The organism is Actinoalloteichus caeruleus (genome assembly GCF_049311605.1).
GTDB classification, from domain to species: Bacteria; Actinomycetota; Actinomycetes; order Mycobacteriales; family Pseudonocardiaceae; genus Actinoalloteichus_B; species Actinoalloteichus_B caeruleus.
The window spans coordinates 4,507,588-4,532,826 of the sequence record NZ_CP186005.1 but is presented as its reverse complement, the minus strand read 5'-3'; the positions used below and the strand labels follow the sequence as shown (position 1 = coordinate 4,532,826).

22 protein-coding genes are annotated in these 25,239 nt (G+C 74.5%); 10 read left to right on the top strand and 12 right to left on the bottom strand.

Annotation, left to right across the window (positions count from 1 at the left end):
* The first annotated feature begins 313 nt into the window (after positions 1 to 313).
* From ACOJVX_RS18260 to ACOJVX_RS18250, 3 genes are all read left to right on the top strand, one after another.
* Complete coding sequence (locus ACOJVX_RS18260) at positions 314 to 754, top strand: SRPBCC family protein (RefSeq protein ID WP_026419941.1); 441 nt, start codon at positions 314 to 316, stop codon at positions 752 to 754.
* A 282-nt stretch (positions 755 to 1,036) separates the two neighbouring features.
* Positions 1,037 to 2,149, top strand: a complete 1,113-nt coding sequence (locus ACOJVX_RS18255; RefSeq protein WP_030104864.1) for a M48 family metallopeptidase — start codon at positions 1,037 to 1,039, stop codon at positions 2,147 to 2,149.
* Between the two features lie 192 nt (positions 2,150 to 2,341).
* On the top strand, positions 2,342 to 3,202 hold the full coding sequence (locus ACOJVX_RS18250; protein ID WP_051314213.1) for a S1 family peptidase: 861 nt from the start codon (positions 2,342 to 2,344) through the stop codon (positions 3,200 to 3,202).
* A gap of 19 nt (positions 3,203 to 3,221) precedes the next feature.
* On the opposite strand, the gene ACOJVX_RS18245 is transcribed toward ACOJVX_RS18250, so the two are convergent.
* The gene (locus tag ACOJVX_RS18245) at positions 3,222 to 3,875 is read right to left on the bottom strand and encodes a LysE family translocator (RefSeq protein ID WP_418154249.1); all 654 of its coding nucleotides are present in this window, start codon (positions 3,873 to 3,875) and stop codon (positions 3,222 to 3,224) included.
* 183 nt (positions 3,876 to 4,058) lie between these two features.
* Between ACOJVX_RS18245 and ACOJVX_RS18240 the strand changes: the two genes are divergently transcribed.
* Together ACOJVX_RS18240 and ACOJVX_RS18235 are read left to right on the top strand one after the other, a co-directional pair.
* On the top strand, positions 4,059 to 4,913 hold the full coding sequence (locus tag ACOJVX_RS18240; RefSeq protein ID WP_026419944.1) for a S1 family peptidase: 855 nt from the start codon (positions 4,059 to 4,061) through the stop codon (positions 4,911 to 4,913).
* Between the two features lie 22 nt (positions 4,914 to 4,935).
* Positions 4,936 to 5,430, top strand: coding sequence for a GNAT family N-acetyltransferase (locus ACOJVX_RS18235; RefSeq protein WP_026419945.1), 495 nt, complete (start codon positions 4,936 to 4,938; stop codon positions 5,428 to 5,430).
* 32 nt (positions 5,431 to 5,462) lie between these two features.
* Here the strand turns inward: ACOJVX_RS18235 and ACOJVX_RS18230 are convergent, their stop codons facing one another.
* The gene (locus ACOJVX_RS18230) at positions 5,463 to 6,623 is read right to left on the bottom strand and encodes an aminotransferase class I/II-fold pyridoxal phosphate-dependent enzyme (protein WP_418154246.1); all 1,161 of its coding nucleotides are present in this window, start codon (positions 6,621 to 6,623) and stop codon (positions 5,463 to 5,465) included.
* A 152-nt stretch (positions 6,624 to 6,775) separates the two neighbouring features.
* On the opposite strand from ACOJVX_RS18230, the gene ACOJVX_RS18225 reads away from it, so the two are divergent.
* The 4 genes from ACOJVX_RS18225 (at position 6,776) to cobA (ending at position 12,632) form a co-directional block, all read left to right on the top strand.
* Positions 6,776 to 8,125, top strand: coding sequence for a cytochrome P450 (locus ACOJVX_RS18225; RefSeq protein WP_422646945.1), 1,350 nt, complete (start codon positions 6,776 to 6,778; stop codon positions 8,123 to 8,125).
* A 367-nt stretch (positions 8,126 to 8,492) separates the two neighbouring features.
* Positions 8,493 to 9,944, top strand: coding sequence for an SAM-dependent methyltransferase (locus tag ACOJVX_RS18220; protein ID WP_051712733.1), 1,452 nt, complete (start codon positions 8,493 to 8,495; stop codon positions 9,942 to 9,944).
* Positions 9,945 to 10,109: 165 nt separating this feature from the next.
* Positions 10,110 to 11,330 carry a precorrin-6y C5,15-methyltransferase (decarboxylating) subunit CbiE gene (gene cbiE / locus ACOJVX_RS18215; RefSeq protein ID WP_035292732.1) on the top strand — a complete coding sequence of 407 codons (1,221 nt, stop codon included), beginning with the start codon at positions 10,110 to 10,112 and terminating at the stop codon, positions 11,328 to 11,330.
* An 81-nt stretch (positions 11,331 to 11,411) separates the two neighbouring features.
* Complete coding sequence (cobA, locus tag ACOJVX_RS18210) at positions 11,412 to 12,632, top strand: uroporphyrinogen-III C-methyltransferase (RefSeq protein WP_026419947.1); 1,221 nt, start codon at positions 11,412 to 11,414, stop codon at positions 12,630 to 12,632.
* Between the two features lie 82 nt (positions 12,633 to 12,714).
* On the opposite strand, the gene ACOJVX_RS18205 is transcribed toward cobA, so the two are convergent.
* The 10 genes from ACOJVX_RS18205 to ACOJVX_RS18160 all read right to left on the bottom strand — a co-directional run bounded on the left by ACOJVX_RS18205 (position 12,715) and on the right by ACOJVX_RS18160 (position 23,128).
* The gene (locus ACOJVX_RS18205) at positions 12,715 to 13,227 is read right to left on the bottom strand and encodes a MarR family winged helix-turn-helix transcriptional regulator (RefSeq protein ID WP_026419948.1); all 513 of its coding nucleotides are present in this window, start codon (positions 13,225 to 13,227) and stop codon (positions 12,715 to 12,717) included.
* Complete coding sequence (locus ACOJVX_RS18200) at positions 13,224 to 13,850, bottom strand: FMN reductase (protein ID WP_030104855.1); 627 nt, start codon at positions 13,848 to 13,850, stop codon at positions 13,224 to 13,226. Before ACOJVX_RS18200 ends, ACOJVX_RS18205 begins: the two co-directional genes overlap by 4 nt.
* Entirely contained in the window at positions 13,847 to 14,953 is a 1,107-nt protein-coding gene (locus ACOJVX_RS18195) for an LLM class flavin-dependent oxidoreductase (protein WP_026419950.1), read from the bottom strand. Before ACOJVX_RS18195 ends, ACOJVX_RS18200 begins: the two co-directional genes overlap by 4 nt.
* A 161-nt stretch (positions 14,954 to 15,114) precedes the next feature.
* Positions 15,115 to 15,936 carry an ABC transporter ATP-binding protein gene (locus ACOJVX_RS18190; protein WP_245588904.1) on the bottom strand — a complete coding sequence of 274 codons (822 nt, stop codon included), beginning with the start codon at positions 15,934 to 15,936 and terminating at the stop codon, positions 15,115 to 15,117.
* On the bottom strand, positions 15,933 to 16,979 hold the full coding sequence (locus ACOJVX_RS18185) for a FecCD family ABC transporter permease (protein WP_103056411.1): 1,047 nt from the start codon (positions 16,977 to 16,979) through the stop codon (positions 15,933 to 15,935). The genes ACOJVX_RS18190 and ACOJVX_RS18185 overlap by 4 nt, the downstream gene beginning before the upstream one ends.
* On the bottom strand, positions 16,976 to 18,007 hold the full coding sequence (locus ACOJVX_RS18180) for a FecCD family ABC transporter permease (RefSeq protein ID WP_030104852.1): 1,032 nt from the start codon (positions 18,005 to 18,007) through the stop codon (positions 16,976 to 16,978). Before ACOJVX_RS18180 ends, ACOJVX_RS18185 begins: the two co-directional genes overlap by 4 nt.
* Before the next feature lie 7 nt (positions 18,008 to 18,014).
* Positions 18,015 to 19,058: an iron-siderophore ABC transporter substrate-binding protein gene (locus tag ACOJVX_RS18175; protein ID WP_418154243.1), complete on the bottom strand. Its 1,044-nt coding sequence runs from the start codon at positions 19,056 to 19,058 to the stop codon at positions 18,015 to 18,017.
* 603 nt (positions 19,059 to 19,661) lie between these two features.
* Entirely contained in the window at positions 19,662 to 21,107 is a 1,446-nt protein-coding gene (locus ACOJVX_RS18170) for a DEAD/DEAH box helicase (RefSeq protein WP_417853554.1), read from the bottom strand.
* 418 nt (positions 21,108 to 21,525) lie between these two features.
* Positions 21,526 to 21,942: a hypothetical protein gene (locus tag ACOJVX_RS18165; RefSeq protein ID WP_418154242.1), complete on the bottom strand. Its 417-nt coding sequence runs from the start codon at positions 21,940 to 21,942 to the stop codon at positions 21,526 to 21,528.
* Between the two features lie 439 nt (positions 21,943 to 22,381).
* A complete protein-coding gene (locus ACOJVX_RS18160) occupies positions 22,382 to 23,128 on the bottom strand; it encodes a YaaA family protein (protein WP_418154241.1) in 747 nt (248 codons plus the stop codon).
* A 357-nt stretch (positions 23,129 to 23,485) separates the two neighbouring features.
* On the opposite strand from ACOJVX_RS18160, the gene ACOJVX_RS18155 reads away from it, so the two are divergent.
* Positions 23,486 to 25,234 carry a proline--tRNA ligase gene (locus ACOJVX_RS18155; RefSeq protein ID WP_026419957.1) on the top strand — a complete coding sequence of 583 codons (1,749 nt, stop codon included), beginning with the start codon at positions 23,486 to 23,488 and terminating at the stop codon, positions 25,232 to 25,234.
* The last annotated feature ends 5 nt before the right edge of the window (positions 25,235 to 25,239 follow it).

Sequence of the window (25,239 nt, the reverse complement as noted above, 5' to 3'; positions counted from 1 at the left end):
GTCCTTCCTCGTTGTCCGGTGTCACCACCACCGCGCCGAGGGGTCCGGGCTCCACGGGGCCCGGGAGGGCGCGGCGCGGGGTGGCGGGTCCACAAACGACTGTAGTCAGGGTGGAACCGGTGGGCTGTTCGGGCGAGTTCGCCCGCTTCGCCCGCTTCGCCCGCGAGCGGCGATCGACGTCCTGGACGCCGCGCCACCGCGGTGCGGCCCCGTCCCCCGGTGGTGAACCGGTGGGGGGCGGTGACAGGATGGTGATCAGGCGGCGCCGGTCCGGCTCCGGTGCCCGGGCACGACGAGGGGCACGGTCGAGGTCATGGGACAGGTCAAGGCGGAGGTGAGCCGCGAGTTCGACAGGCCGGCCACCCAGGTCTTCGCGGCGATGGCGGACTACGAGGACTCGCGCAGCAGGGTGCTCACCGAGAACTACACCGAGTACGAGGTGCTCAGCGGCGGCCGGGGCGAGGGGACCCGGGTCCGGTGGAAGCTCCAGGCGACGAAGAGCAGGGTGCGGGACTGCGTCATGAACGTCTCCACCCCGCGTGAGACCCAGCTGGTGGAGTCGGACGAGAACTCCTCCCTGGTGACCACGTGGACGGTCGTCGACCTCGGTGACGACCGCAGCCGGGTGACCGGTGTGACGACCTGGGAGGGCGCCGGTGGCGTCAAGGGGTTCTTCGAGCGCATCTTCGCTCCCCTCGGCCTCCGGAAGATCCACCAGCGGCTGCTGGACAACGTCGCGGGCTCGTTGTCCTGAACCCGGCCCGGGCTGGCGGGAAGCGCGCCGGCCCGAGCGCGGCAGGACCAGGCGGACGGTCGTGGCCGGGGAACGAACCCCTGCGCTCGGCCGTCCGTGGGGGCGCCGGGTGGGGCGGCGGGAGATCCCGGGAGCCCGGCGCGGTGGAGCGGCCGCGCTGACCGGCCCCCGCGCGCGTTCGCGGCGGGCCTCGGTCCCCACCGGAGCCCCCGAATCGGGCTCGAGCGGCCGCGCGGGCGGTTAGCGTGGGGGCACCGGACCACGGCTTGAGGGGACCCGACGATGCCCACCGACGAGATCGACCACGGCGACCGCGCGCACCGCGTCCGTTTCCCCGGGATCAGCCCGCGTGCCTACGAACATCCCGCTGACCGCGGCGCGCTGGCCACCCTGCGGGCGGTGCCCCCCTTCGCCGCCGTGCTGCGCGCGGTGAACGGTATGACCGGGGAACGCAGCGAACGGCTGCTCTCGCTCGCCTCCCACATCAGGGTCTCCGAGTCGCAGTTCCCGGAACTCCAGGCGTTGCGGCTGGAGTGCGCGTCCACTCTCGACCTCCCGGAGGTCCCGGAGGTCTTCGTCGCCCGCGACCCGAGGCCGAGCGCGGAGTGCGTGGGCATGGACCGGCCCTTCATCGTGCTCACCACCGGGCTGGTCGAGGTGATGGACACCCGGGAGCTGCGCTTCGTCATCGGGCACGAGATGGGGCACGCGCTGTCCGGGCACGCGGTGTACCGGACGTTGATGAACCGGCTCCAGTCCATCATGGCCGGGATGGGCTGGATGCCCGTCGGTTACTGGGGGATCCGCGCGGTGCTCTTCGCGTTGGCCGACTGGTACCGCAGGTCGGAACTGTCCTGCGACCGGGCGGGTCTGCTCTGCGCGCAGGACGCGGGCGCCGCGCTGCGCGCTCACATGATCATGGCGGGTGCCACCGATCCGGACCGGATCGACACCGCCGAGTTCCTCCGGCAGGCCCGGGACTACGACGGGGTGGAGTCGTTGTGGGACAGCCTGTTGAAGCTGCGCCAGTTGGAGATGCGCACCCACCCGCTGGCCGTGGTCCGCGCGGCCGAGCTCCAGCGGTGGGCCGCTGGGGAGGAGTACCGGTCGATCCTGTCCGGGGACTACCCCCGCCGGGAGACCGACGACCCGGCCGCGGACTGGCGGTCGGACATCAGGAAGGGCGCCCGCTCCTACACCGAGTCGCTGGCCCGGTCGGCCGATCCGCTCGCCCGGCTGGCCAACGAGGTCGGCGGCGCGGTGAGCGGCGCGGCGAGCAGGTTCTGGGAGCGTTTCGGGGGATCCCCGGCGGGTGGGGGGCGTAGCGGGGACGAGCCGGCGGACCCGTCGGCGGGGGCCGAGGGCACGCGGGGCCCGGGTTCCGAGACTTCCTGACGGCCCGCCGACCGAGCACCCCGAACCCGGCCGGCAGAACGGCGGGGCGTTGGTGGTCACGGTCCGTGGGACGCGGCGCGGCTGATCCGGGCACGTGGATCACCTGCCCGGATGATCTCGGTGGTCCCCACTTGTCCGCCCCACCCCGCCGGGGTTGCCTGGACCCGGGAGCGGGGTCGGAAGGGGCAACCGATGCGTGGGTACGGAGGAGGCCGACGAGGCCGCGCCAGGAGGGTCGCCGGGCTGGTCCTGGCCGGGATCGTGCTCTCCGGGGTCCTCGCGGCGGCGGCGCCGGTGCGGGTGGACCGGACGGCGTCCGAACCCCGGACGGCCGGTTCCCGGACCAACGTCGTGGGCGGTGAGCCCGTGCCGGTCGACGACTACCCCTGGGCCGTCCACCTGACCACCCGCAACGGCGTGGTGTTCTGCGCCGGGGCGCTCGTGGCGGCGGACCGGGTCGTCACCGCCGCCCACTGCCTGCTCGGCGCGAGCGCCGACCGGGTGCGGGTCGTGGTCGGTCGGACGGACAGCGGTGGCGCCGAGGGCCAGAGCCTGCCGGTCGACGGGCTGTGGGTGCACCCCGAGTTCACCACGGCGGTGCGGGGCGACGACGTCGGGCTGCTGCGACTGGCCACCCCCGTCGACCGGGCCACGATCGCGGTGGCCGGTCCGTCGGACACCGACCCGTACCGCCCCGGCACCGCCGCGGAGGTCGTGGGGTGGGGGGCGGAGGAGGAGGGCGGCCTGCCGGGCGGGCCGCTGCGCCGGGTCGTGGTGACGACGCTGTCGGCCGAGGACTGCGCGAGGAGCCATCCCGAGGTGGACGGCGACCGGATGGTCTGCGCGGAGGACGCGGCGGGCCGGGCCGGCTTCTGCCAGGGCGATTCGGGGGCCCCGCTGGTCGCCGAAGGCCTGCTGGTGGGCCTCGCCTCGTTCTCGGCAGGGTGCGCCTCCGAGGATCCCGGCGTGCACACCCGGCTGTCCCACCACCGCGACACCCTCGAGGGCGTGGACGACTGGAGCCGGGCGGTGGCGGGGACGCCCGGCGCCTGAACGGGGCGTCCCGGGCGGGTCAGCCCACGACCAGGCCGACCGAGAGGACCATGAAGACGCCGGCGCAGACGGCGTCGAGGCCGGCGGTGACCCGGGGTCGGCGCAACCGTTCGGAGAGCAGTCCCGCCGCCAGCACGATGCACAGTTCCAGGACCACCGCCACCGCCAGCAGCACGACGCCGAGGACCGCGAGCTGGAGGGTCGAGTTCTGCGCCGAGCCCATGAACTGGGGCAGGAGGGCGAGGGTGAACAGCAGCATCTTCGGGTTGGTCAGGTTGGTCAACAGCCCGCGGAGGTAGGGGCGGCTGGTCTGGGTCGCCGGTGGGGGAGTGCCCTCCGGCGTCCGGTCACCCTCGGCACCGGGCGGGTTCGTCCGTCGGCGGAGCAGCCCGAGGAGGATCGACACCGCCAGGTAGGCGAGGTAGCCGGCACCCAGCCACCGGAGGGCGGTCAGCGCCGTGTCGTTGCGCGCCACCAGCAGCCCGACCCCCGACACCACCAGCACGATGTGCAGCGTGACGGCCGTGTGGATGCCCGCGAGGGTCGCCAGCCCCGCCCGGGTCCCGGCCAGCACCGAGGTTCGCAGCAGGAGGAAGACGTCCACGCCCGGTGTGAGGACGAAGACGGCGGTGGCGAGCAGGAACGCCGGCAGTACCGAGGCATCCCACGACATTGAACAGCTCCTCATGAAATGATCTGGTGATCGAGCGCACATCTACAGGAAGAATTCCTGTGCTTCTGCAGGCTAACACGACAATATTTCTCGCTCGTGGGGTGTGGTTGTGCGGACCACATGCGGAGAGCGCCCGGTTCGCTACGCTGAGTTCCCTACTGGTGTCCGACGAAAGGAGCAGCAGTGCTGCGCTCTTCAGTCCAGTCGCGCCGCGGGAGGTCGTGGCTGCGGGGCCTCACCTCGTCCCTCGTGCTCGCCCTGGTCGCCGCTCCGGGACTGGCCGCCCCCGCGGCGGCCGCGCTCGACGAACCGGACGCCCCACCCGCCCAGGCCCGCATCGTCGGCGGGACGAACGCCACCACCGAGCAGTACCCGTGGGCCGTCACACTCCTCAACGACGCCGGCAAGCAGTTCTGCGGTGGAGCGCTCGTCGCCGAGGACAAGGTCGTGACCGCCGCGCACTGCGTCGCCGAGACCCGGTCGGGAAAGGTGACCACCCGCAGCCCGGCCAGCCTGCGCGTCGTGGCCGGGCGCACCGACCTGCGCACCGGAGGCGGTCACGACGTGGCCGTCAGCCGGGTGTGGATACACCCCGAGTACGTCTCCTTCACCCAGGGTGAGGACATCGGCGTCCTCACCCTGAGCGAGCCCCTGCCCTACCGGACGCTGCCCGTGGTCGAACGGGACGGGCAGTCCCACTACCGGGCCGGAACCGAGGCCACGGTCATGGGGTGGGGCCGCACCAGCGAGAACGGCGCGAGTTCGAGCGTCCTGCGGGAGGTGGTCGTCCCCCTGGTCACCGACGCGGACTGCGCCAGCGCCTACACCCAGTTCACCGCCCCGCAGATGGTGTGCGCCGGCTACCCCGAGGGCGGCCGGGACGCGTGCGCGGGAGACTCCGGGGGCCCGCTGGTCGTCGGCGGCCGCCTGGTCGGGCTGGTGTCCTTCGGGGACGGGTGCGCGCGTGCCGGCAAACCCGGCGTGTACACGCGGGTGCTGACCTACCGCGACGAACTGCTCGCGCAGCTCGGCCGCTGACCGGCTGTGCTATGCAGGGCACATGCCCAGCACGACCGACCACCGGCCCGAGCGCGTCCAGCACGTCGCACGCGGTGACCAGCTGACCCCGAACCAGCTCTACCAGCTCCTCCAGCTCCGGGTGCGGGTGTTCGTCGTCGAACAGGAGTGCCCGTACCCGGAACTGGACGGCCGCGACCTCGCCCCCACCACCCGCCACCTGTGGAGCACCGAACCGGGCGACGACACCCCGCTGGCCTGCCTCCGCCTGCTGGAGGAGGCGGACGGATCGGTGCGCGTCGGCCGGGTCTGCACCGCGCTCTCGGCCCGAGGCACCGGGCAGGGCCGCCGGCTGATGACCGCCGCGCTGGCGGAGGTCGGGGACCGCGACACCGTCCTGGACGCCCAGACACGGGCGAAGGGCTTCTACGCCGCGTTCGGCTACGCGCAGTGCGGTCCGGAGTACCTGGAGGACGGCATCCCGCACGTCCCGATGCGCCGACCCGCCGCGTCCACCCGGACCGGCGTCCCCGGCTAGGGCGACCGCGAACGGACCCCGCCGCGTCCCGCTCACCCCTCGGGCACGTCGAGGGCCGCCGCGCGCACGGCGGCGACGGCGCGGCGGACGTCTTCCGGAGTGAGGTCGGCACGCGCCCCCAACCGGAGTCGGGATCCGCCGTCGGGCGCCGACGGGGGCCGGAAGCACCCCACGGCCACGCCCGCCTCCCGGCACCGCTCCGCCCAGGCCGCGGCGGCCCTCGGGCCGGGGGCGCGGACCGACACCACGGCCCCGGCCGGCGTGCTGGCCGGCAGTCCCGCCGCCACGAGCCCCCGGGACAGCTCCGCCGACCGAAGCCGCACCCGTGCCGCCAGGCCCGGCTCGGCCCGGAGCACCCGCAACGCCGCCAGCGCCGCCGCGGCCGAGGCCGGGGCGAGCGCCGTGTCGAACAGGAAGGGCCGCGCCGTCTCGACCAGGTGGCGCACCACGGTCCTCGAGCCCAGCACCACTCCCCCCTGCCCACCGAGCGCCTTCGACAGGGTCGCCGTCACCACCACGTCCGGCCGGCCCGCCAGCCCCGCCGCCGCCACGGCCCCCTGGCCCCCCGGGCCCACCACACCGAGGCCGTGCGCGTCGTCCACCAGCAGCGCGGCCCCGAACCGAGAACAGGAGGCGGCCAGCGCCCCCAGGTCGGTGAGGTCCCCGTCCACCGAGAACACCGAGTCGGTGACGACCAGCGCCCGGCGTGACGGATTCGTCGCCAACGCCTCCTCCGCCGCGGCGACGTCGGCGTGCGCGAACGGAACGGTGCTGCCCCGCGCGAGCCGGGCGCCGTCCACCAGGGACGCGTGGTTGTACGCGTCGACCACGACCCTCGTGTTCGGCGTGGCCAGCGCGGTCAGCGCCGCCAGGTTGGCCAGGTAGCCGGAGGAGAGGACGACGGCGGCCTCCGCGCCGCAGAAGGCGGCGATCTCCTCCTCCAGGGCCGCGTGCGCAGTCGTGCTCCCGGTGACCAGGCGCGAACCGGTCGACCCGGCGCCCCAGCGGCGCAGCGCCGCCTCGGCCGCCTCGATGACAGCGGGGTGGCGGGACAGCCCGAGGTAGTCGTTGCCCGCGAGGTCCAGCACCGCCTCCGCGTCGTCCCGAGCCCGGAGCAGCCGCCGGAGCCCGGCCCGTTCCCGCGCGGCGGCCTTCGTCGCGAGCCAGCCGAAGACGTTCCCGACCTCGATCATGCCGGCAGTCTCCCAGCCAGGGTCCTCCCGGCCCGCCCCGTCCCGCCCGGCGCCGTCCCCCACCACCCGCGTGGCGGAACCCCGACCCGGGCCGCGCCCAGCCGCCGAGGCGTCGGCGGGAGCACCCCCGGCAGCGCGCTACGGTGCTCGTCGTGGCCGTGCGCAGCGACACCGAAACCCACGAGCCCCCCGGCCCGCCCCCGGTCGGCTGCCCCCTCGCCGACTACGACCCGTTCTCGCCGGCCTTCGTCGCCGACCCCCATCCCACGCTGCGCGCGCTGCGCCGGCAGCCCGTGGCCTACCACCCGCCCACCGGGTGTTGGGTGGTGAGCCGGCACCGCGACGTGCGCACCGTGCTCACCGACGCCGACACCTTCGCGCCGGACAACGCGCTGCACGCGATCACACCGCTGTCGGTGCCCGCGCTCCGGGTGCTCGCGGAGCACGGCTTCTCCCTGCCACCCACCCTCGCCAACAACGGCACGGCCACCCACCCGGGCCTGCGGCGGCTCGTCGCCGCCCACTTCACCAGCGAACGGGTGCGGGCGGTCACGCCGCTGGCCCGGTCGCTGGTGCGGGACGGGCTGCGGGAGGCCGCCGCCGACCTCGCCGGCACCGGGACCACCGACCTGGCAGAGCGGGTCGCGGCCCACCCACCAGCACGGGTGCTGCTGTCCCTCCTGGGAATGCGGGACGTCGACCCGCGGCTCCTGAAGACGTGGAGCCAGGCCTCCCTCGAACTGTTCTGGGGGAACCCCGGGCCGGACCGGCAGCGTGACCTGGCCGAGGAGGCCGGCGGGTTCCACCGGTGGTTGAGCCGGCTGGTCAGCGGGACGGCCGCGTCACCGGGGGAGGGGGGCCTGCTCGGCGACCTCGTCCGGCACCACCTGCCCGACGGACGGCCGCTCGGCGTGGAGGCGGCGGTCGGGGTCTGCTACTTCCTGCTCATCGCCGGCCAGGAGACGACCAGCCAGCTCGTCAACGCGGCCCTGCACCGGGTGCTCGGAAACCCGGAGCTGTGGCGCCGACTGGCCACCGGGGAGCCAGGACTCGCGGCCCACTGCGTGGAGGAGGTGCTGCGCCTGGACACCCCGGTGCTCACCTGGCGGCGGGTCACCACCCGTCCCACCGTCCTGTCCGGAGTGGAGCTGCCCGCCGGCGCCGCCGTCCTGGCGCAGCTGCTGGGCGCGGGCTCCGACCCGGACCTCGTCGCCGAACCGGACCGCTTCCGACCCGGTCGCCCGAACGCGCGCCGGCACCTCGCCTTCGGCCTGGGCCGTCACGTCTGCCTGGGCGCCGGCCTGGCCCGCGTCGAGGCCGAGGTCGCGTTGGACGAGACAGCCCGCGCCTTCCCTCGGCTCGTCCGGATGGAGGAACGGCCGCCGATGCTGGGGCTGCTCTCCTTCCGCGCCCCCGCCCGCGTCCTGGTCGGACTCCCCCGTGGGGGCCGGGACGGCGCCGGCGGCCGTCCACCCGGCACCGGCGACGGATCGTTGTACTAAGATCATCACCGTCCGGCCACCGGCGCATCCGGCACGCACGGTGCCTCTCGACCGGGCCAGGGTCCGGCCCGCCGGCGAGACCGGCCCCACCCCACGAGGGGCCGGCAGCCCCACCAGTCGTCGAGGTCACCGGTCGTGGGTGGCGGAGCGACCACCTCCGAGTGGAGCCGCGCACGCCGCCCCGTCGACGCTCACCCGAGCGGCGACCGCTCCACACCCGAACGTGTGCGGGGAGTACGGTCGTCGACGACGGACCGTGATCCACTCCCGAGGATCGCCCGGACAGCCCGGACCGACATCGGTGTCCATCGACCACCCGCCACGCCCGACGCCCGCCCGCGGGGTCCGGCGGCAGAGGGGAGCAACAGTGACGAGCGGCCGGGTCTCCTTCGTCGGAGCCGGTCCTGGTGCGGCCGACCTGTTGACGGTGCGCGGCGCGCGGCGGCTCGCCGAGGCCGACGTGGTGCTGTGGGCACCGGCTCAGGTGACCCAGGACTGCCTCCGGGAACACGCCAACGCCGAGGCCGACCTGGTCGACCTGTCGCGGACCTCGGCCGAGGGGGTCAACCAGATCTACCGCCAGGCGGCGGCGGGCCGGCAGCGGGTCGTCCGGCTCTGCCCCGGGGACCCCGCGCTGTGGGGAGGGATCCGCGAGCAGCACGAGACGTGCCGGCGGTTCGGCCTCACCGTGGAGATCATCCCGGGCGTGTCCACCGTGTCCAGCGCCGTCGCCGAGGTCGGGCGTGAGCTGACCACCTCGGACGGTGGCCAGGCTGTGCTGCTGACCACCGCCGACGGTCGGTCGGACGGGGTTCCCGACACCGCGGAGCTGATCGGCGTCGCCGAGCGGGGCGGCACGGTGGGCGTCCTCCTGGCGGGGGCGCGCGCGGGGCGCCTCGCGGAGCGGCTGCTCGAAGCCGGGTTCCGCGAGGACACCCCCGCCCTCGTCGGCTACAAGCCCACCTGGCCGGACGGCTTCGTCGTGCCGACCACGGTCGCCGGCCTCGAGGCGACCGTCAAGGAACGCCGCCTCTGGCAGCAGACGCTCTTCCTGGTCGGCGACGCCCTCGCCACCAGCACCACCAGGGCTGGCGGCGCCGCCGGCTACCGCGCCACCCGGAGCGGGACGTCGTCCAGCGCCGACGGCGGGGAGCACCGGCGGAGGTGGAACGAGCGGTCCCGCGCCAGGAACGGATCGGAACGGTGGCAGCCGCGCGCCGCCGGCCACGACGACGGTGCCGCCGGGACGGCGACGACGAACGGCCAGGACTCGTCCGCTCAGGACGCGAGCGGCTGGCGCCGCTCCGGTGATCAGGCTGAGCAGTCCAGGCGGCCCGGCGGCCCCACCGCCGAGGTGGCCTGGTGGGCCGTGCGGGACTGGCAGGAGTCGGCGAGGGCACCGGGGCCCCGCCAGCCCCGATCCGCCCGCCCTCGGCCGGACGCGGCGCACCCCGACCTGTTCGCGACGGACACCACCACGGCACCCGAACCCCCACCGGCGGATCCCCCCGCGGAACGGCCAGGCGCCGGCGACCAGGCGGCCCAGACGGCCGAGTCGACACCCGCCCCGGCCGGCGCCGTCCCCGACACCAGCGGGCCTGGCGAGCGGTCGGAGCCCGAGCACACCGTCGAACAACCACGCTCCGCCGGCCGATCACAACGCCAGCGGCCCACCCCCACCACGGCGGGCGAGCCGGCCACCACCGAGCGCGGCGGCGGTGGACGGGGCCGCGCGGCCAGGTCGGCACCGTCGGCGGCGACCCGGAAGACCACGAACCGCGGGTCCACCCGAGGGCGACGGGCCGACGCCTCGGACTGAGCACCGCCCACCCACCGGCGAGTACGCGCGGACCGCCGCCGTTGTCCCCCGGTGCCTGATCTGCGACGCTGTCGGCCGCCGGCAGGATGGATCCGGCGGTGGCCCGCGCACGCGACCACCGGCTCGGCGACGGCCGGCCCGGACGACGGACGGAGTGGTGGACAGGTGACGGTGACGGTGATCGGCATCGACGGCGGCGCGCTCCCCCCGGCGGCGGCCGCGAGACTGGAGGGCGCGCGAATGGTCGTCGGGGCATCGCGCCTCCTCGACCGGCACGCCCCCACCGGAACGCGAACCGTCGAACTGGGCCCCTGGGAACCCGTGGTGCGGGAACTGCGGGCGTTGGGCGAGCAGGCGCACGCCGTGGTCCTGGCCGAGGGCGACCCCGGCTTCTTCGGGCTGGTGCGCACCTTGCGCGAACACGGACTGCGGCCCGAGGTGATCCCCGGCACCACCAGCGTGCAACGGCTCGCGGCCGAGCTCGGCCGACCCTGGGACGACCTGCCGATCGTGACCGCCGGCGGCCGGGACCTCCGGCGCGCGCTCAACGTCTGCCGCGCGCGCCCCTCGGTGGCGGTGCTCACCGCCACCGGAGCCGGACCCGCCGAGATCGGGGCGGGCCTGCGCGGGTGGCGGCGAACCCTCGTGGTCGTGGAGGACCCCGGGACCGAGGACCAGCGGGTGTCCACCGTGGACCCCGCCGGCGCCGCGGCCCGCCGCTGGCGCGAGCCCAACCTCCTGTTCTCCCTGGCCGACCCGGAGGGGCCAGGCGAGCCGACCTGGCTGGCCGGGGCCGCCTCGGCCACCACCGGGATCGGCGCCCAGGGGTGGGCGTTACCGGAGGACACCTTCTCGCAGCGGCCCGGCCTGGTCAGCAGGGCCGAGCTCCGCGCCCTCGCCCTGGCCCGGCTCGGGCCCGCACCCGGCTGCCTCGTGTGGGACGTGTGCGCCGGATCGGGTGCCGTCTCGGTGGAGGCCGCCCGCCTCGGCGCCGCCGTGATCAGCATCGACCACGACCCGGTGCAGTGCGCCCGGATCATCGCCAACGCCGCCGCCCTCGGGGTGGAGCCCCGTGTCGTGGAGGGCGTCGTCCCCGACGCCTTCGCCGACCTGCCCCAGCCGGACGCGGTCTTCGTCGGTGGCGGCGGCGCCGAGGTGGTCCGCGCCGTCGCGGCCGTCGGCGCGCCCCGGGTCGTCGTCTCCCTGTCCACCTCGGACCTGATCGGCCCCACCCGGACGATCCTGGCCAACACGGGGTACCAGGTCGAGGGCCGGCAACTCGCAGTCAGCCGGATGGTGTCCACCGCCCAGGGACTCACCCGCTTCGTGGCCGAGGACCCCTCCTTCCTGGTGTGGGCGACCTCCACCCCCTCGCGGACCGGCTGATCGGAGCCGACCCGCCCGTACCGTGAGACGCCGACCACGCACCGTGTTCCCGCCGGGCCCCCGGGGAATAGGGTCTGCGCCATGAGTCGCGCGCAGCCCTACCTCAGCGGTCTCCTGCTCGCTGGCCGCCGAGTCCTGGTCGTGGGTGGCGGCACCGTGGCGCAACGTCGGATACCCCGGTTGCTGAGGTCGGGAGCGCGGGTTGAGGTCGTCGCCCCGGAGGCGACACCGGCGGTGGAGGCGATGGCCACCGCCGGGGAACTGACCTGGACCCGACGGGCCTACCGCGACGGTGACCTGGTCGACGCGTGGTACGCGCTGGCCTGCACCAGCGATGCCGCCGTCAACGAGGAGGTGGCGCGGGAGGCGGAACGCGCCCGCGTCTTCTGCGTGCGGGCCGACCTGGCGGTCCACGGCAGCGCGGTGACCCCGGCGGTCGGGACGCACGACGACGTCGAGGTCGGTGTCCTCACCGGAGGACGTCCCCGCCGCTCCGCGGCGGTGCGGGACGCCGTGGTCGCGGCGCTCCAGTCCGGGGTGGTCGACGACCACGCCGAACCGGCAGCCCCCGGGGTGGCCCTCGTCGGCGGCGGACCGGGGGACCCCGAGCTCGTCACGGTGCGGGGACGCCGGCTGCTCGCCAGGGCCGACGTCGTCGTCACCGACCGGCTCGGACCGCGCGAGCTCCTGGAGGAGCTGGGGCCGCACGTGGAGGTCGTCGACGCCGCGAAGATCCCCTACGGCCGGGCGGCCAACCAGGACGTGATCAACGAACTCCTGGTCCGGCACGCCCGCGCCGGCAAGTTCGTGGTGCGGCTCAAGGGCGGCGACCCCTACGTCTTCGGCCGGGGCTTCGAGGAGGTGTTGGCCTGCGTGGAGGCCGGCGTCCCTGTCACCGTCGTGCCCGGGGTGACCAGTGCCTTCGCCGTACCCGCCGTGGCCGGTGTCCCGGTGACCCACCGTGGGGTCGCCCACGAGGTGGTCGTGGTGTCCGGGCACGTGGCCCCGGGCGATCCCCGCTCCCTCACCGACTGGCCCGCGTTGGCCCGGCTGCGGGGCACCCTGGTGCTGTTGATGGGTGTCGACCGGCTCGACGCCTTCGCCCGTGTCCTCCTCGAGCACGGCCGGGCCGCCGACACCCCGGTGAGCGTGATCGCCGACGGCACGATGACGGGGCAGCGGGTGCTGCGGTCGACCTTGGGTGAGGCGGCCGAGCGGGTCCGGGCCGAGGACGTCCGCCCGCCCGCCGTGATCGTCATCGGCGACGTCGTCGCCGTGGGGGGCGACGCCGGGGAGGCGTGACCACAGGGGAGGGGCGGCCCAGCGGGCGGGCTCCCCCCGAGCCGGTGGAACGCCGACGGCGCGACCCGCTCGGCCGACGCGATCACCCGGGGGACGGTCCCGGCCCGGCCCCGCCCGGGGAGGCGGTCGGCTCGCCGGGCGGCTCCTCCGCGCGCAGCCGGTCGAACGCGGCGCCGAGCACCCGAAGTTCCTCCTCGGACAGGCGGCCGGCGAAACACCGTTCCACGACCTCGGCGTTGGTCCTGATGGCCGCCACCTGGAGACGTCGTCCCAGCGAGGTCAGCCGGACCCGCACCGCCCGGGAATCCCCCGGCGCGGTCGTCCGCTCCAGCAGACCACGTCGGGTGAGGCGGTCGACCAGCCGGCTCACCGCGCTCTGGCTGAGCACCACCCGTCCGGTCAGCTCGCTCAGACCCACCCCGCCGGTGGGGATGTTGACGACCGTGTCGAACTCGCTGACCGACAGGCCGTGCCGAGCCGTCAGCTCCCGTTCCAGTTCCCGGAGCACCGAGGAGTGGACCTCCATCAGCGAGCGCCACACCCCGACCCGTCGCCGGGTGGCGGCGCGCCCCGCCCGCACGTCCACCCCGGTCACCGCTGGTCCCCGAACAGCAGGTCCTCGAAGGGAGTGGGCTGTTCGAACCCGTCCCGGCGGTCGGTCGACCCCGGTTCGCGGGCCGCGACCAGCGTGGCGAGCTCCTCCGCCGCCCGGCCGATCCGCTCGGCCAGCGCGGTGTCCGCGCCGCCGCCGGCCCAGTCCTCGGGTGCGGCGTAGACGGCGGTGGGCACGACCACCGACCGGAGGTAGGAGAAGAGGGGGCGCACGGCGTGCTCCAGGGCGAGGGAGTGCCGTGCCGTCCCCCCGGTTGCGCCGGCGAGCACCGGCGTCCCAACGAGCAGGTCGGGGTCCAGGACGTCGAAGAACATCTTGAACAGGCCGCTGTAGGAGGCGCTGAAGACCGGGGTGACGGCGACCAGTCCGTCACTGGCCCCCACCCGCTCGACCACCTCCCCGAGCGGCCCGGTCGCGAACCCGGTGAGCAGCGTGTTCGCCAGGCTCCTGGCGTGGTCCCGCAGTTCGACCACCTCCAGGTCGACCTGGAGGCCCCGGTCGGTCAACCGGGCGGTGGTGGCCTCGGCCAACCGGTCGGCCAACAGCCGCGTCGACGAGGGCTGGCCGATGCCGGCGCTGATCACCGTGATGGTCCTGGTCGTCACGCGGTGCCCTCCTCCGAGGTCGTGCCACCCCGGGAGCCTCCGGCGCGCAGGCTCTCGTGGGTGGGGGCGGTCGGGACGTGCGCCGGGCGCAGCGACTCGAACTCGCGCCGCAGCACCGGGATGACCTCCTCACCGAGCAGGTCCAACTGCTCGAGCACCGTCTTGAGGGGGAGGCCGGCGTGGTCGACGAGGAAGAGCTGCCGCTGGTAGTCGCCGAAGTACTCGCGGAAGCGCAGGGTGCGGTCGATGGCCTCCTGGGGGCTGCCCACCGTCAGCGGCGTCTGCTCGGTGAACTCCTCCAGGGAGGGACCGTGCCCGTAGACGGGCGCGTTGTCGAAGTACGGCCGGAACTCCCGCACCGCGTCCTGCGAGTTGCGCCGCAGGAACACCTGACCGCCCAGACCCACGATGGCCTGGTCCGCGGATCCGTGGCCGTAGTGCTCGAAGCGGGTCCGGTACAGCTCGATCAGCCGGGCGAAGTGGTCCTTGGGCCAGAAGATGTTGTTGGCGAAGAAGCCGTCGCCGTAGTAGGCGGCCTGCTCGGCGATCTCCGGGCTCCGGATCGACCCGTGCCAGACGAAGGGGGGCACGCCGTCGAGCGGGCGGGGGGTGGAGGTGAAGGACTGGAGCGGGGTGCGGAACCGCCCCTCCCAGTCGACGACGTCCTCCCGCCACAGGCGGTGCAGCAGGTGGTAGTTCTCGATCGCCAGCGGGATGCCCTGGCGGATGTCCTGGCCGAACCACGGGTAGACCGGCCCGGTGTTGCCCCGGCCCAGCATCAGGTCCACCCTGCCGTCCGCGAGGTGCTGCAACATCGCGAAGTCCTCGGCGATCTTGACCGGGTCGTTCGTGGTGATGAGCGTGGTGGCGGTGGACAGGATGAGCCGTTCGGTCCGCGCCGCGACGTAACCGAGCATGGTGGTGGGGGACGAGGGGACGAAGGGCGGGTTGTGGTGCTCGCCGGTGGCGAACACGTCGAGGCCGACCTCCTCGGCCTTCAGCGCGATCCGCACCATCGCCCTGATCCGTTCGGCCTCGGTGGGGGTTGTGCCGTTCGTCGGGTCGGGTGTGACGTCACCGACGCTGAAGATCCCGAACTGCATCTCCGACAGCCTCCTCAGGTTGTATGCGCATGCATCAACGCTGCCTCGGCGTTCCCTATTCCCGGTCGGGTACCCGGCTCCGGCGGGCGCCAGGGCACGGGACGAACCGCGCTCCGCGCCCGGTCAGCCCGGACCCGCCACCGACCGCGGCCGGGAGCTGGTCAGGACACCGGGCCGAGGGCGCCCGGCATCGGGATCACCATCGGTGTTCCCGCGTGCGGATCGGGGACGACGTCGCAGGCCAGGCCGAAGACCTCCGTGACCAGCTCGGCGCGCAGCACCTCCGAGGGCGGCCCCTGCGCGACGACACGACCGCCGTCCATCACCACCAGGTGGGTGGCGTACCGCGCGGCCTGGTTGAGGTCGTGGAGGACGGCGACGACGGTCCGCCCCTCCCGGTGCATCCGCGCGCACAGCTCCAGCACCTCGAACTGGTGCGCGATGTCGAGGAACGTCGTCGGCTCGTCCAGCAACACGATGTCCGTGCCCTGCGCCAGGACCAGGGCGAACCAGGCCCGCTGCCGTTGGCCCCCGGACAGCTCGCTCACCGGCCGGTGCGCCTCCTCGGTCAGGCCAACCCGCTCCAACGCCTCCGCCACCGCCGCGTCGTCGGACTCGCTCCACTGCCGCAGCAGCGTGTGGTGCGGGTAGCGGCCCCGCCCGACGAGCTGCCGGACCGTGATCCGCTCGGGGGTCACCGGGCTCTGGGGCAGCAGCGCCAGCCGCCGGGCGACCGCCTTGCCCCGGTACCGCGACAGCTCCACGCCGTGGAGCACCACCCGTCCCGAGGTGGGGCGGACCACGCGGGCCAGGGACTTCAGCACCGTCGACTTCCCGCAACCGTTCGGACCGATGACCACCGTCAGCCCGCCGTGCGGGATGTCCAGGCTCAGCTCCCGGACGACGGGCTCGCCGCCGTAGCCGAGGGTGACCGACTCGGCCCGCAGGCTCCAGGACGTCACGTCCCCGTCGTCGACGCTCACAACGTGCCCTTCCGCCATTCGAGGATCAGGAGGTAACCGAGGTAGGCGCCACCGAGCCCCATCGTGAACACACCGACGGGCAACCGGTCACCGATCGGGGAGTGCTGGGCCACCAGGTCCGCCAACACCAGCAGCAGCCCGCCGGTCAGGCCAGCCAGCACCAGGTTCGGACCCGCCGCCCGGGACAGCCGTTTCGCGATGTTGGGCGCGGTCAGCGCGACGAAGGCGATCGGGCCAGCCACGCTGACGGCCGCCGCGGAGAGCAGCACGGACAGGACGACCGCCCACGTCCGCGTCCGGTTCGGCTCGGCGCCGAGGCCGTCCGACACCTCATCACCCATCTCCGTGATCGCCACCCGCCCCGCCAGGAGCGCCACGGCGGGCAGGATGAGCGCGAGGCAGAGCCAGACGGTCAACGCGTGCTCCCAGGAACGCGCCGACAGGCTGCCGTTGAGGTAGGCCGACAGCACCGAGGAGCGGTCCCGGGCCACCGCGAACACCACGTACTGCGTCAGGGCGGTCGACAACGCCGCCACCCCGATCCCGGCGATGATCAACCGCCCCGGGTGGCGGAACCCGCTCCCGGTGGCGAGGTAGACCAGGCCGACGGCGACGAAACCACCCAGCACCGCACCCACCGGGACGGGGAGCGACCCGGGCAGGAGCAACGCCACCAGCGCCGCGCCAGCGCCCGCGCCGGCACCCACGCCGATCACGTCCGGACTGCCCAGCGGGTTGCGCGCCACCGACTGGAAGAGAGCTCCGGCGATCCCCAACGCCAGACCGGTGCCCACCGCCACCACCACCCGGGGGCCGCTCAGCCGTTCCAGGGCGAACAGGGTCTGCCGGTCCAGTTCGCCGGTCAGGATGGCCGGGAAGCTCTCCAGCGGAACCCCGAGGGGGCCGAGGGCGATCGTCGCGACGGCCGACACCAGCGTCGCCACCAGCAGCAGCGCGCCCACCACCACCGACCGCCACCGGAAGGGCACCGCGACCACCGAGCCCAGCCGGAGGGTCGCCGTCCGCGTCGACGACGCCGTCATGTGGCACCCCGCATCCCGCGCACCGTGTAGAGGAGGAGCGGCGCACCGGCGAAGGCGGCCACCACGCCCACCATCAACTCCTGCGGCCGCATCACCACCCGCCCGACGACGTCGGCGACCAGCAGCAGGGACGGGCCGAGCAGCAGCGCGAACGGGATCTGCTGGCGGAAGTCGATGCCGACGAACGCCCGCACGATGTGCGGGACGGCCAGCCCCACGAAGACGATCGGACCGGCGGCGGCGGTCGCCGCCGCGCTGAGCAGCGTCGCCGCCGCCAGCCCACCAGCCCGGACCAGGGCGGTGTTCACCCCGACCGAGAGCGCGGCCTCCTCACCGAGGGCGAGCCCGTTCAGACCGGGGGTGACCAGCGCCGTCAGCGCGAGACCGAACACGGCGAAGGGGAGCACCGCCAGCACGACGTCCATGTCCCGCCCGGCCAGCGACCCGACGACCCAGGTGCGGTAGCCGTCGAAGACGTTGGGCAGGCTCAGCGCGACGGCCTGGATGTAGGCGCCGAGCACGGCCGAGACGACGGCACCGGCCAGCACCAGGCGAACCAGGCCGGCGCCCGGTCCGGCGGCGCCGATCGCGTAGACGAGCACACCGGCCACCACCGCTCCCGGCAGCGCCCACCAGACGCTGCTGGCCGCGCCGGAGACCCCGAGGAAGGCGGAGGCGGTCACGATGCCCGCCGCCGCCCCCATGTTCACGCCGAGCAACCCGGGTTCGGCCAGCGGATTGCGGGTGACCCCCTGGAGCAGGGTCCCCGCGACCGCGAGCCCCGCGCCCGCCAACAGCCCCAGCACGGTGCGCGGGTACCTGCTCTCGATCACCGCGGCGGTGAACGGGTCGGCGGTGCCGGCGAGGGTGTCGAGGACGTCGCCGAGCGAGGTCTCCCGGGAACCGAGCACCAGGCTGGCCAGCACCGCTCCCGCGAGGAGCAGCAGGCCCGCGACCAGCAGCAGCGTGTAGCGCGGCGCCCCGGAGGTGGTCCGGGCCGGCGGGGTCCGCGAGGAGGACGAGCTCATGCCGGCGTCAGGAGATCCGGCTCACCGCGTCGTCGATGAGCGGCAGGTACCGGTCGATCACCCAGGGCACCGTCAGCGGGTTGATGACGGACGAGGCCGTGACGAACGCGTTGTCGTCACTGGCCACGAGGGCGCCGCTGGCGACGGCGGGGATCTCCGCGTACAGCGGCTGCGACTCGATCTGCTCCCTCGTCTCCTCGTCCGAGTAGAAGGTGAAGACCAGGTCGCTGTCCTGGAGGAGATCCGCCTGTTCCAGGCCGATCAGAGCCGAGTCCGTGCCCTCGGTCTCCGGGAGGGTCTCGGCGACGGGGTCCACGGTGAGGCCGAGCCCGGAGACCATCGCGACCCGCTGCTCGTCCGGCAGGAACACGCCGAGCGTGCCGGGGCCGTTGGTGTAGATGTAGGAGAAGGTGACGTCGGCGTACTCGGGGCGCGACTCGGCGGCCTCGGCCCACTGGCGCTCGATGTCCGACTTCAGCTCCTCGGCCTGCTCGCCCTTGCCCAGGGCCTGTCCGATGAGGTCGATCTGCTCGTCCCAGTCGGTGCTCCAGGCCAGGTCGGGGTAGGCGACCGTGGGGGCGATGTCGTTGAGGATGTCGAACTGCTCCTGGGTGATGCCGGACCAGGGGGCGAGGATGACGTCCGGTTCGAGCGCGAGCACCGCCGCGATGTCGATGTCCTCACCACCGGTGAACAGCTCGGGCAGCTCGTCGCCGCGTTCCTCGACCGCCTCCCGGATCCACGGCAGGTGGCCGGACTCGTCAGCGGCCCAGTCGTAACGCTCGACACCGACGGGGGTCTGCCCCAGGGCGATGGCCGTCTCGGTCGAACCCTGCCCCAGGGTCACGATCCGCTCGGGCGCCTCCGGGATCTCGGCCGTCCCCAACGCGCTCCCGATCGAGACCGGGAACGCACCCCCGCCAGCGGTGTCCTGCCCGCCCTCCGCGCCACCGTCCTCGGTGGACGTCCCGCACGCCGTGCCGCCCAACACCGCCACGGCCACCAGCACCGTCGCCGCGCGCACCCGGGCGCCACTCCACACTGAGCTCATCGCTTGGTTTCCCTCGGTTCGTGGTTGCGCCTCCACCCAGGAGGCGGACGAGACCGACGACGCCTGGGTGGCCCCGTGGCCCCACATCCGGCCGCCGTGGCGCGCACGGCGGGAACGGCTGCCGGCGGCACAGGTCAGCCACAGGTAAGACTAACCTAACAAGGTGAAATCCTGATCAGCGTGGAGTGTGGCCGGCACCATGGCAGCCGACGGGAACGCGACGCCTCGTGATGATCCCCGCCACTGGCGACCCCCTGCGGTGGACCGGGCTACCGCAGGAGGTGAGAGCGCGCGTGACCGCCTGATGGGGGTGCGACCTGATCGGGTGCGGCGGCGCCGCGCGGCCGAGGCGACGGGCATCCGGCCCCGACCCGGGCTCACCGGGCGCGACGCCGGCCAGTGCGCGGACCGGGTCCCGGCGGGGGCGGGAGGCACGCCGGGCGGGCCGCCCGACGGGCGCGGCTCACCACCCGGGGTGCGCCGTGGGGGTCCCATCCGCCCGAGGACGTGCGGCCCCGGACATGCCGCACGCCCGGTTGGTGGTGGCCCACCAACCGGGCGTGCGGGTACGTGGCGACGGCGGCTCGGCCGTCACCGAGGGGTTCAACGCTGCTGGTCGCGGTCCCTGCGGTGACCACCCTGACCGCCGTGGCGACGGGCCCGCCCGTCCCGGGCACCACCCTCGCGGTCCGAGCGGAACGCCGGGTCCCGGCGGCTCGACCGCCCGGTACCCGCTGCGCCCCGGCCCCGACCACCGGCACGAGCGCCGTCCCGGGGGCCGTCACGACGCGGCGCCCTGGCCGGACGCTTCGGCTTCGACTCCGGCACCGGCTCCCCGCTGGGGGTCCGAGCGCCGGTGAGCTCCGCCAGCTGCTCGTCACCCGGCAGCACCCGGGTCACGGTGGGCCGCACCCCGGCGCGCCCCGTCAACGAGTTGACGCTGCGACGCTGCTCGTCGAGCACGAGCGTCACCACGGTGCCCGACTCGCCGGCCCGCGCGGTCCGGCCCGCGCGGTGCAGGTAGTCCTTGGGGTCGGACGGCGGGTCGACGTGGACGACCAGGCTCACGTTGTCCACGTGGATCCCGCGCGCCGCCACGTCGGTGGCCACCAGCACCGGAGTGGTGCCCTCGCGGAACTCGCCGAGGGTGCGGGTCCGGGCGTTCTGGGTCTTGCCGCCGTGCAGCGCCCCGGCCGCGACCCCGACCTGGCGCAGCTTGCGAGCCACCCGGTCGGCGCTGTGCTTGGTGCGCACGAACATGATGGTGCGGCCCTCACGGGCACCGATGGAGGCCAACACGTCCGGCTTGTGCTCGTCGGTGACCAGCAGCACGTGGTGGTCCATCGTGTTCACGCTCGCCGACGGCGGAGCCACCGCGTGCACGACGGGGTCGGTCAGGTACTGCCGCACCAGCGCGTCCACGTCCCGGTCCAGCGTCGCGGAGAACAGCAGCCGCTGCCCGTCGGGACGCACCAGGTCGAGGATCGCCCTGACCTGCGGCAGGAACCCCATGTCGGCCATCTGGTCGGCCTCGTCCAGCGCGCTGAGGCCGATGTCGGACAGCGAGCAGGTGCCCTGCCGGACGTGGTCGGACAACCGTCCCGGGGTGGCGATCAGCAGGTCGACCCCGCGCCGCAGCGCGTTCACCTGCTTGGGGAAGGACGTGCCGCCGACGACGGTCGCGCAACGCAGGCCGAGCGCCACCGCGAACGGCTGGAGCGCGTCGTGGACCTGCATCGCCAGTTCCCGGGTGGGCACCAGCACCAGGCCCCGGGGACGCATCGGCTGCGAGGTGCCGTCGAGCAGCCTGACCAGGAGGGGAAGCCCGAAGGCGAGGGTCTTGCCCGAGCCGGTCTGCCCCCGTCCCAGCACGTCGCGGCCGGCCAGCACGTCCGGCAGCGTCGCGGCCTGGATCGGGAACGGCTCGGTGATGCCCCGCTGGGTCAGCGCGGCGACGAGGCGGTCGGGGAGCCCGAGCTCGGTGAAGGACGGGATCGGGCCGGTGAACTCGGTGATGGTCGGTTCGAGCAGCGGCGACGGCTCGACCACCTGCGCGGAGCGGCGGGAGTCACCCCGCCGGCGGCGGGGGCGGAACCCTCCGCCTCCCCCGTTCCGGCGTGGGCCGGAACGACGGGGCGACGGGGCGCGATCCGCGGACGTAGTGGGCACAGAGAACCTCCGTGACATGGCACGCCGCGGGGACGCTCCGCGACGACAGTCGGCAGGCCGCGGAATGCGATCACAAGGACGAGCCCGGCGCCTTGGCGCCATTGGTGAACGATGGGGCACCGGTGGCCTTCGTCGAGCCATCAGCGGACGCTTGCCGACGCGTCCGTCACGGTGCGATGCGAGCCTACACGGTCGCCGTCGGTCATCGCTCACCCCGGGGTAAGCCGTCGTGCCACCCCCGGGCCCCGTCACCCTGACCTCCGCATCCCTCCCGGCACGTCCCGGTCAGCCTCCGGCGTCACCCGGCCAGGCCCGACACGCTCCGACACCACCGGGGCGCAACGCCTTGCCACCAGCCACGGCACGGGAGTCCGGCCGCCGCCACCAGCTCCGCGTACACCACGTCCGGGTCGGCGACCTCCGGCGGCAGTCCCCGAGCCCGGAACCAGGACAGCACCGAGTCGACATCCCGCCACGGGTGGGCGAGACCACACGGATCGCCCACGACGTCCACCAGCAGGGGCACGTCGATGACGACCAGGCGGCCCCCCTCGACCCGGACTCGGCATCCGTCCCGGTCGACCGGTCGCGACGCTGGTCGAGGCGGTGGCCACCGCCCGACCGGCCGGGGGCGCGGTGGGACACGCGTGGCTGGGGACTCGTCGATCGGGTCGGCCTCGCGGTCGGCGAGGCCGACGGCGCGGAAGCGGGACACGGCGGGACCTCCGGGGGAGGGCGCCCCGGCCGGCTGGGAGGAGCGGGCGGCTCCCGGCCGGCGGGCGCGGCGGGTGGGCGTACGAGGGGTGCGCGCGTCGGCCACGGGGCAACTCGGCACGGGCACTTGCTCCAAGACGGCACGCGGCGTGAACCGTGCGCCCAGCCTGACCCCACCGCCCTGCGCCGGCGACTTTCTTCGGGGTGTGGGGACCGGGTCGACGACGGCCCTCCACCGCCGTGCCCGCGCGCCCACCCACCGCTCGGGCCCGAGGGTGCCCCGGACGGCCCAGCCCTCGACCCCACCTCCCACCGGCGCGACCTGGTCCTCCCACGGCCCACCGACGCGCCGGGCGCGACGCCCCCGCCGCGGCCGGCCGGGAGGCTCCGCACGGGGCGTGGGGGAGGGGCTCCCGCGCGTGGAGGGGTCGAGCGTTCGGTCAGCCGCGCGGAACCACGAGGTCCAGCGCGGTGTCCGAGACCGGTTCCGCTCGCATCCCGGCGGCCAGGGCCAGCCCCGTCACGCCCTCGATGTCCGCCGGGGCGGTCCCGGCCGTGGCCAGCACGCGCGCCAGACGCCCCTTGTGCGCCTTGTTGTGGTGGCTGACCACCGTGCGCCCGCCCCCGGCGTCCTCGGACAGCACCCGGACCGTCACCGCGCCCGGAACCGGGGCGAACGCGGCGTACGCCCCGGACCTCAGGTCCACGACCAGCCCCTCCACGCCCGCGAGGAGCGGGGCCAGCACGGGGCGCCACACCGTGCGCGGCGCCGGCAGCCCCGGCAGTCGGCTGCCGGCCGAGAGCCGGTACGCCGGCACCCGGTCGGTCGCGCGGAGCAGGCCGAACAGCGCCGAACACACCGCGAGGCGCCGCCCGGCGCGTTCCCACTCCACCGGCCCCCACTCGCGCGCGCCCAGGGCGTCGAAGAGCACTCCGGTGTACCGGAGCAGCGCGGGAGCGGTCGGCGCGGACCACAACCTCGCGTTGCGCGCGACCTCGTCCTCCTGCCGCTCGGACAGCCCCAACGCGGACAGGCTCGCCGGCACGTCCCCGGCCAGCCCGACCAGGGCGTCGGCGACCCGGCGCCGCACCGGTTCCAACTCCGGCCAGGACAGGCCGGAGAGCCGCAGCGCGGGGCCCTGGCCGCCGCTCGACTTCGTCTCCGACGGGGGCAGCAGCACCAGCATGGTCGGGGAGGGTACTGAAGCGCCCCCGCCCGCCTCGCCACGCGTCACCCCCCGACCCCGGACCCCACCCCGCTCTCCCACGTCGGCCGCCGCCCCCGACCCGGCCGAGGACCAGCCCGGTGCGCGCACCGCGCGGATCGACGGCCCCACCGTCGGGCGACCGACGGCGGGGCGCGGAGCGGGGACGCGACGATCCGGGCGGTCGGTCCGCGGCCGGTAATCAGTCGCGGAGTGTCACGGCCGACTCGCTACTCTGCCCGCGAACCAACAAAGGCACACACTCGCGACGGCCACGCGGCGCGGCCCCGGCCGCCGGCCCGGCCTCGCGTGCGCACCCGACCAGCCGAGGAGCTTGCCGTGATTACCAGGATGTCGTCGTTGTTCCTGCGCACCCTGCGGGAGGATCCGGCGGACGCCGAGGTGCCAAGCCACCGACTGCTGGTCCGCGCCGGCTACGTCCGGAGGGTCGCCCCGGGTGGCTACTCGTGGCTCCCCCTCGGGCTGCGCGTGCTCCGCCGGATCGAGCGGATCGTGCGGGAGGAGATGGACGCGATCGGCGGCCAGGAGATCCAGTTCCCCGCCCTGCTCCCCCGCGAACCCTACGAGGCCAGCGGCCGCTGGACCGAGTACGGACCGAGCCTGTTCCGGCTGAAGGACCGCAAGGGCGCCGACCACCTGCTCGGTCCCACCCACGAGGAGTTGTTCACCCTCACCGTCAAGGGCGAGTTCAGCTCCTACAAGGACTACCCCGTCGTGCTGTACCAGGTCCAGACGAAGTACCGCGATGAGGAACGGCCCAGGGCCGGCATCCTCCGGGGCCGCGAGTTCGTCATGAAGGACTCCTATTCCTTCGACCTCGACGACGAGGGGCTCGAACGTTCCTACCAGCTGCACCGCGCCGCCTACCAGCGGATCTTCGACCGCCTCGGCCTGCGCTACGTCATCGTGTCGGCCACCTCGGGGGCGATGGGCGGCTCGGCCTCCGAGGAGTTCCTCGCCGAGGCCCCCACCGGGGAGGACACCTTCGTCCGCAGCACCGGGTCGGACTTCGCCGCGAACGTCGAGGCGGTCGTCACGCCCGCGCCGCCCGCCCAGCCGGTGGAGGACAAGCCCGAGGCGCAGGTCCACCACACCCCGGACACCCCCACCATCGACAGCCTGGTCGGGTTCCTGAACTCGGCCGGACTCGGCCGCTCCTTCACGGCGGCCGACACGCTGAAGAACGTCCTGGTGAAGACCCGCCAGCCGGGTGCGAAGGACTGGGAGCTGCTCGCGGTCGGCCTGCCGGGCGACCGGGAGGTCGACCTCAAGCGGCTGGAGTCGGCGGTCTACCCGGCGGAGGTGGCCCTGCTGGAGGAGGCCGACTTCCGGAACAACCCCTTCCTCGTCAAGGGCTACATCGGCCCGGGCGCCCTGCTGGCCAACGGGGTCCGCTACCTGGTCGACCCGAGGGTGGTCACCGGCACCGCGTGGGTGACCGGCGCCGACAAGGCCGACCACCACGTCGTTGACCTGGTCTGCGGCCGGGACTTCACCCCGGACGGCACCATCGAGGCCGCCGAGGTGCGCGAGGGCGACCCCGCACCCGACGGCGAGGGCACGCTGGTGGCCGCGCGGGGAATCGAGATCGGCCACATCTTCCAGCTCGGCAGGAAGTTCGCCGACGCCTTCGGCCTGGACGCACTGGGTCCGGACAGCAAGCCGATCCGGATCACGATGGGCTCCTACGGGATCGGGGTGTCCCGACTGGTCGCCGCGATCGCCGAACAGCACCACGACGAACTCGGCCTGGTCTGGCCGGCCTCGGTCGCCCCCGCCTCGGTGTACCTCGTCGTCGCCGGGAAGAACGAGGAGATCCGGGCCGGCGGTGAACGGATCGCCGCCGAACTGGACGCCGCCGGCATCGAGGTCATCCTCGACGACCGAACCGTCTCCCCGGGGGTCAAGTTCGCCGACGCGGAACTCGTCGGCGTGCCCTACATCGTCGTCGCCGGCAGGGGACTGGCCAACGGCGTCGTCGAGGTCAAGCGGCGCAGCACCGGCGACCGGACCGACGTCGAGGTCGGAGCGCTCGTCGACCACCTGCGCACCGCGCTGGACGCCTGACCGGA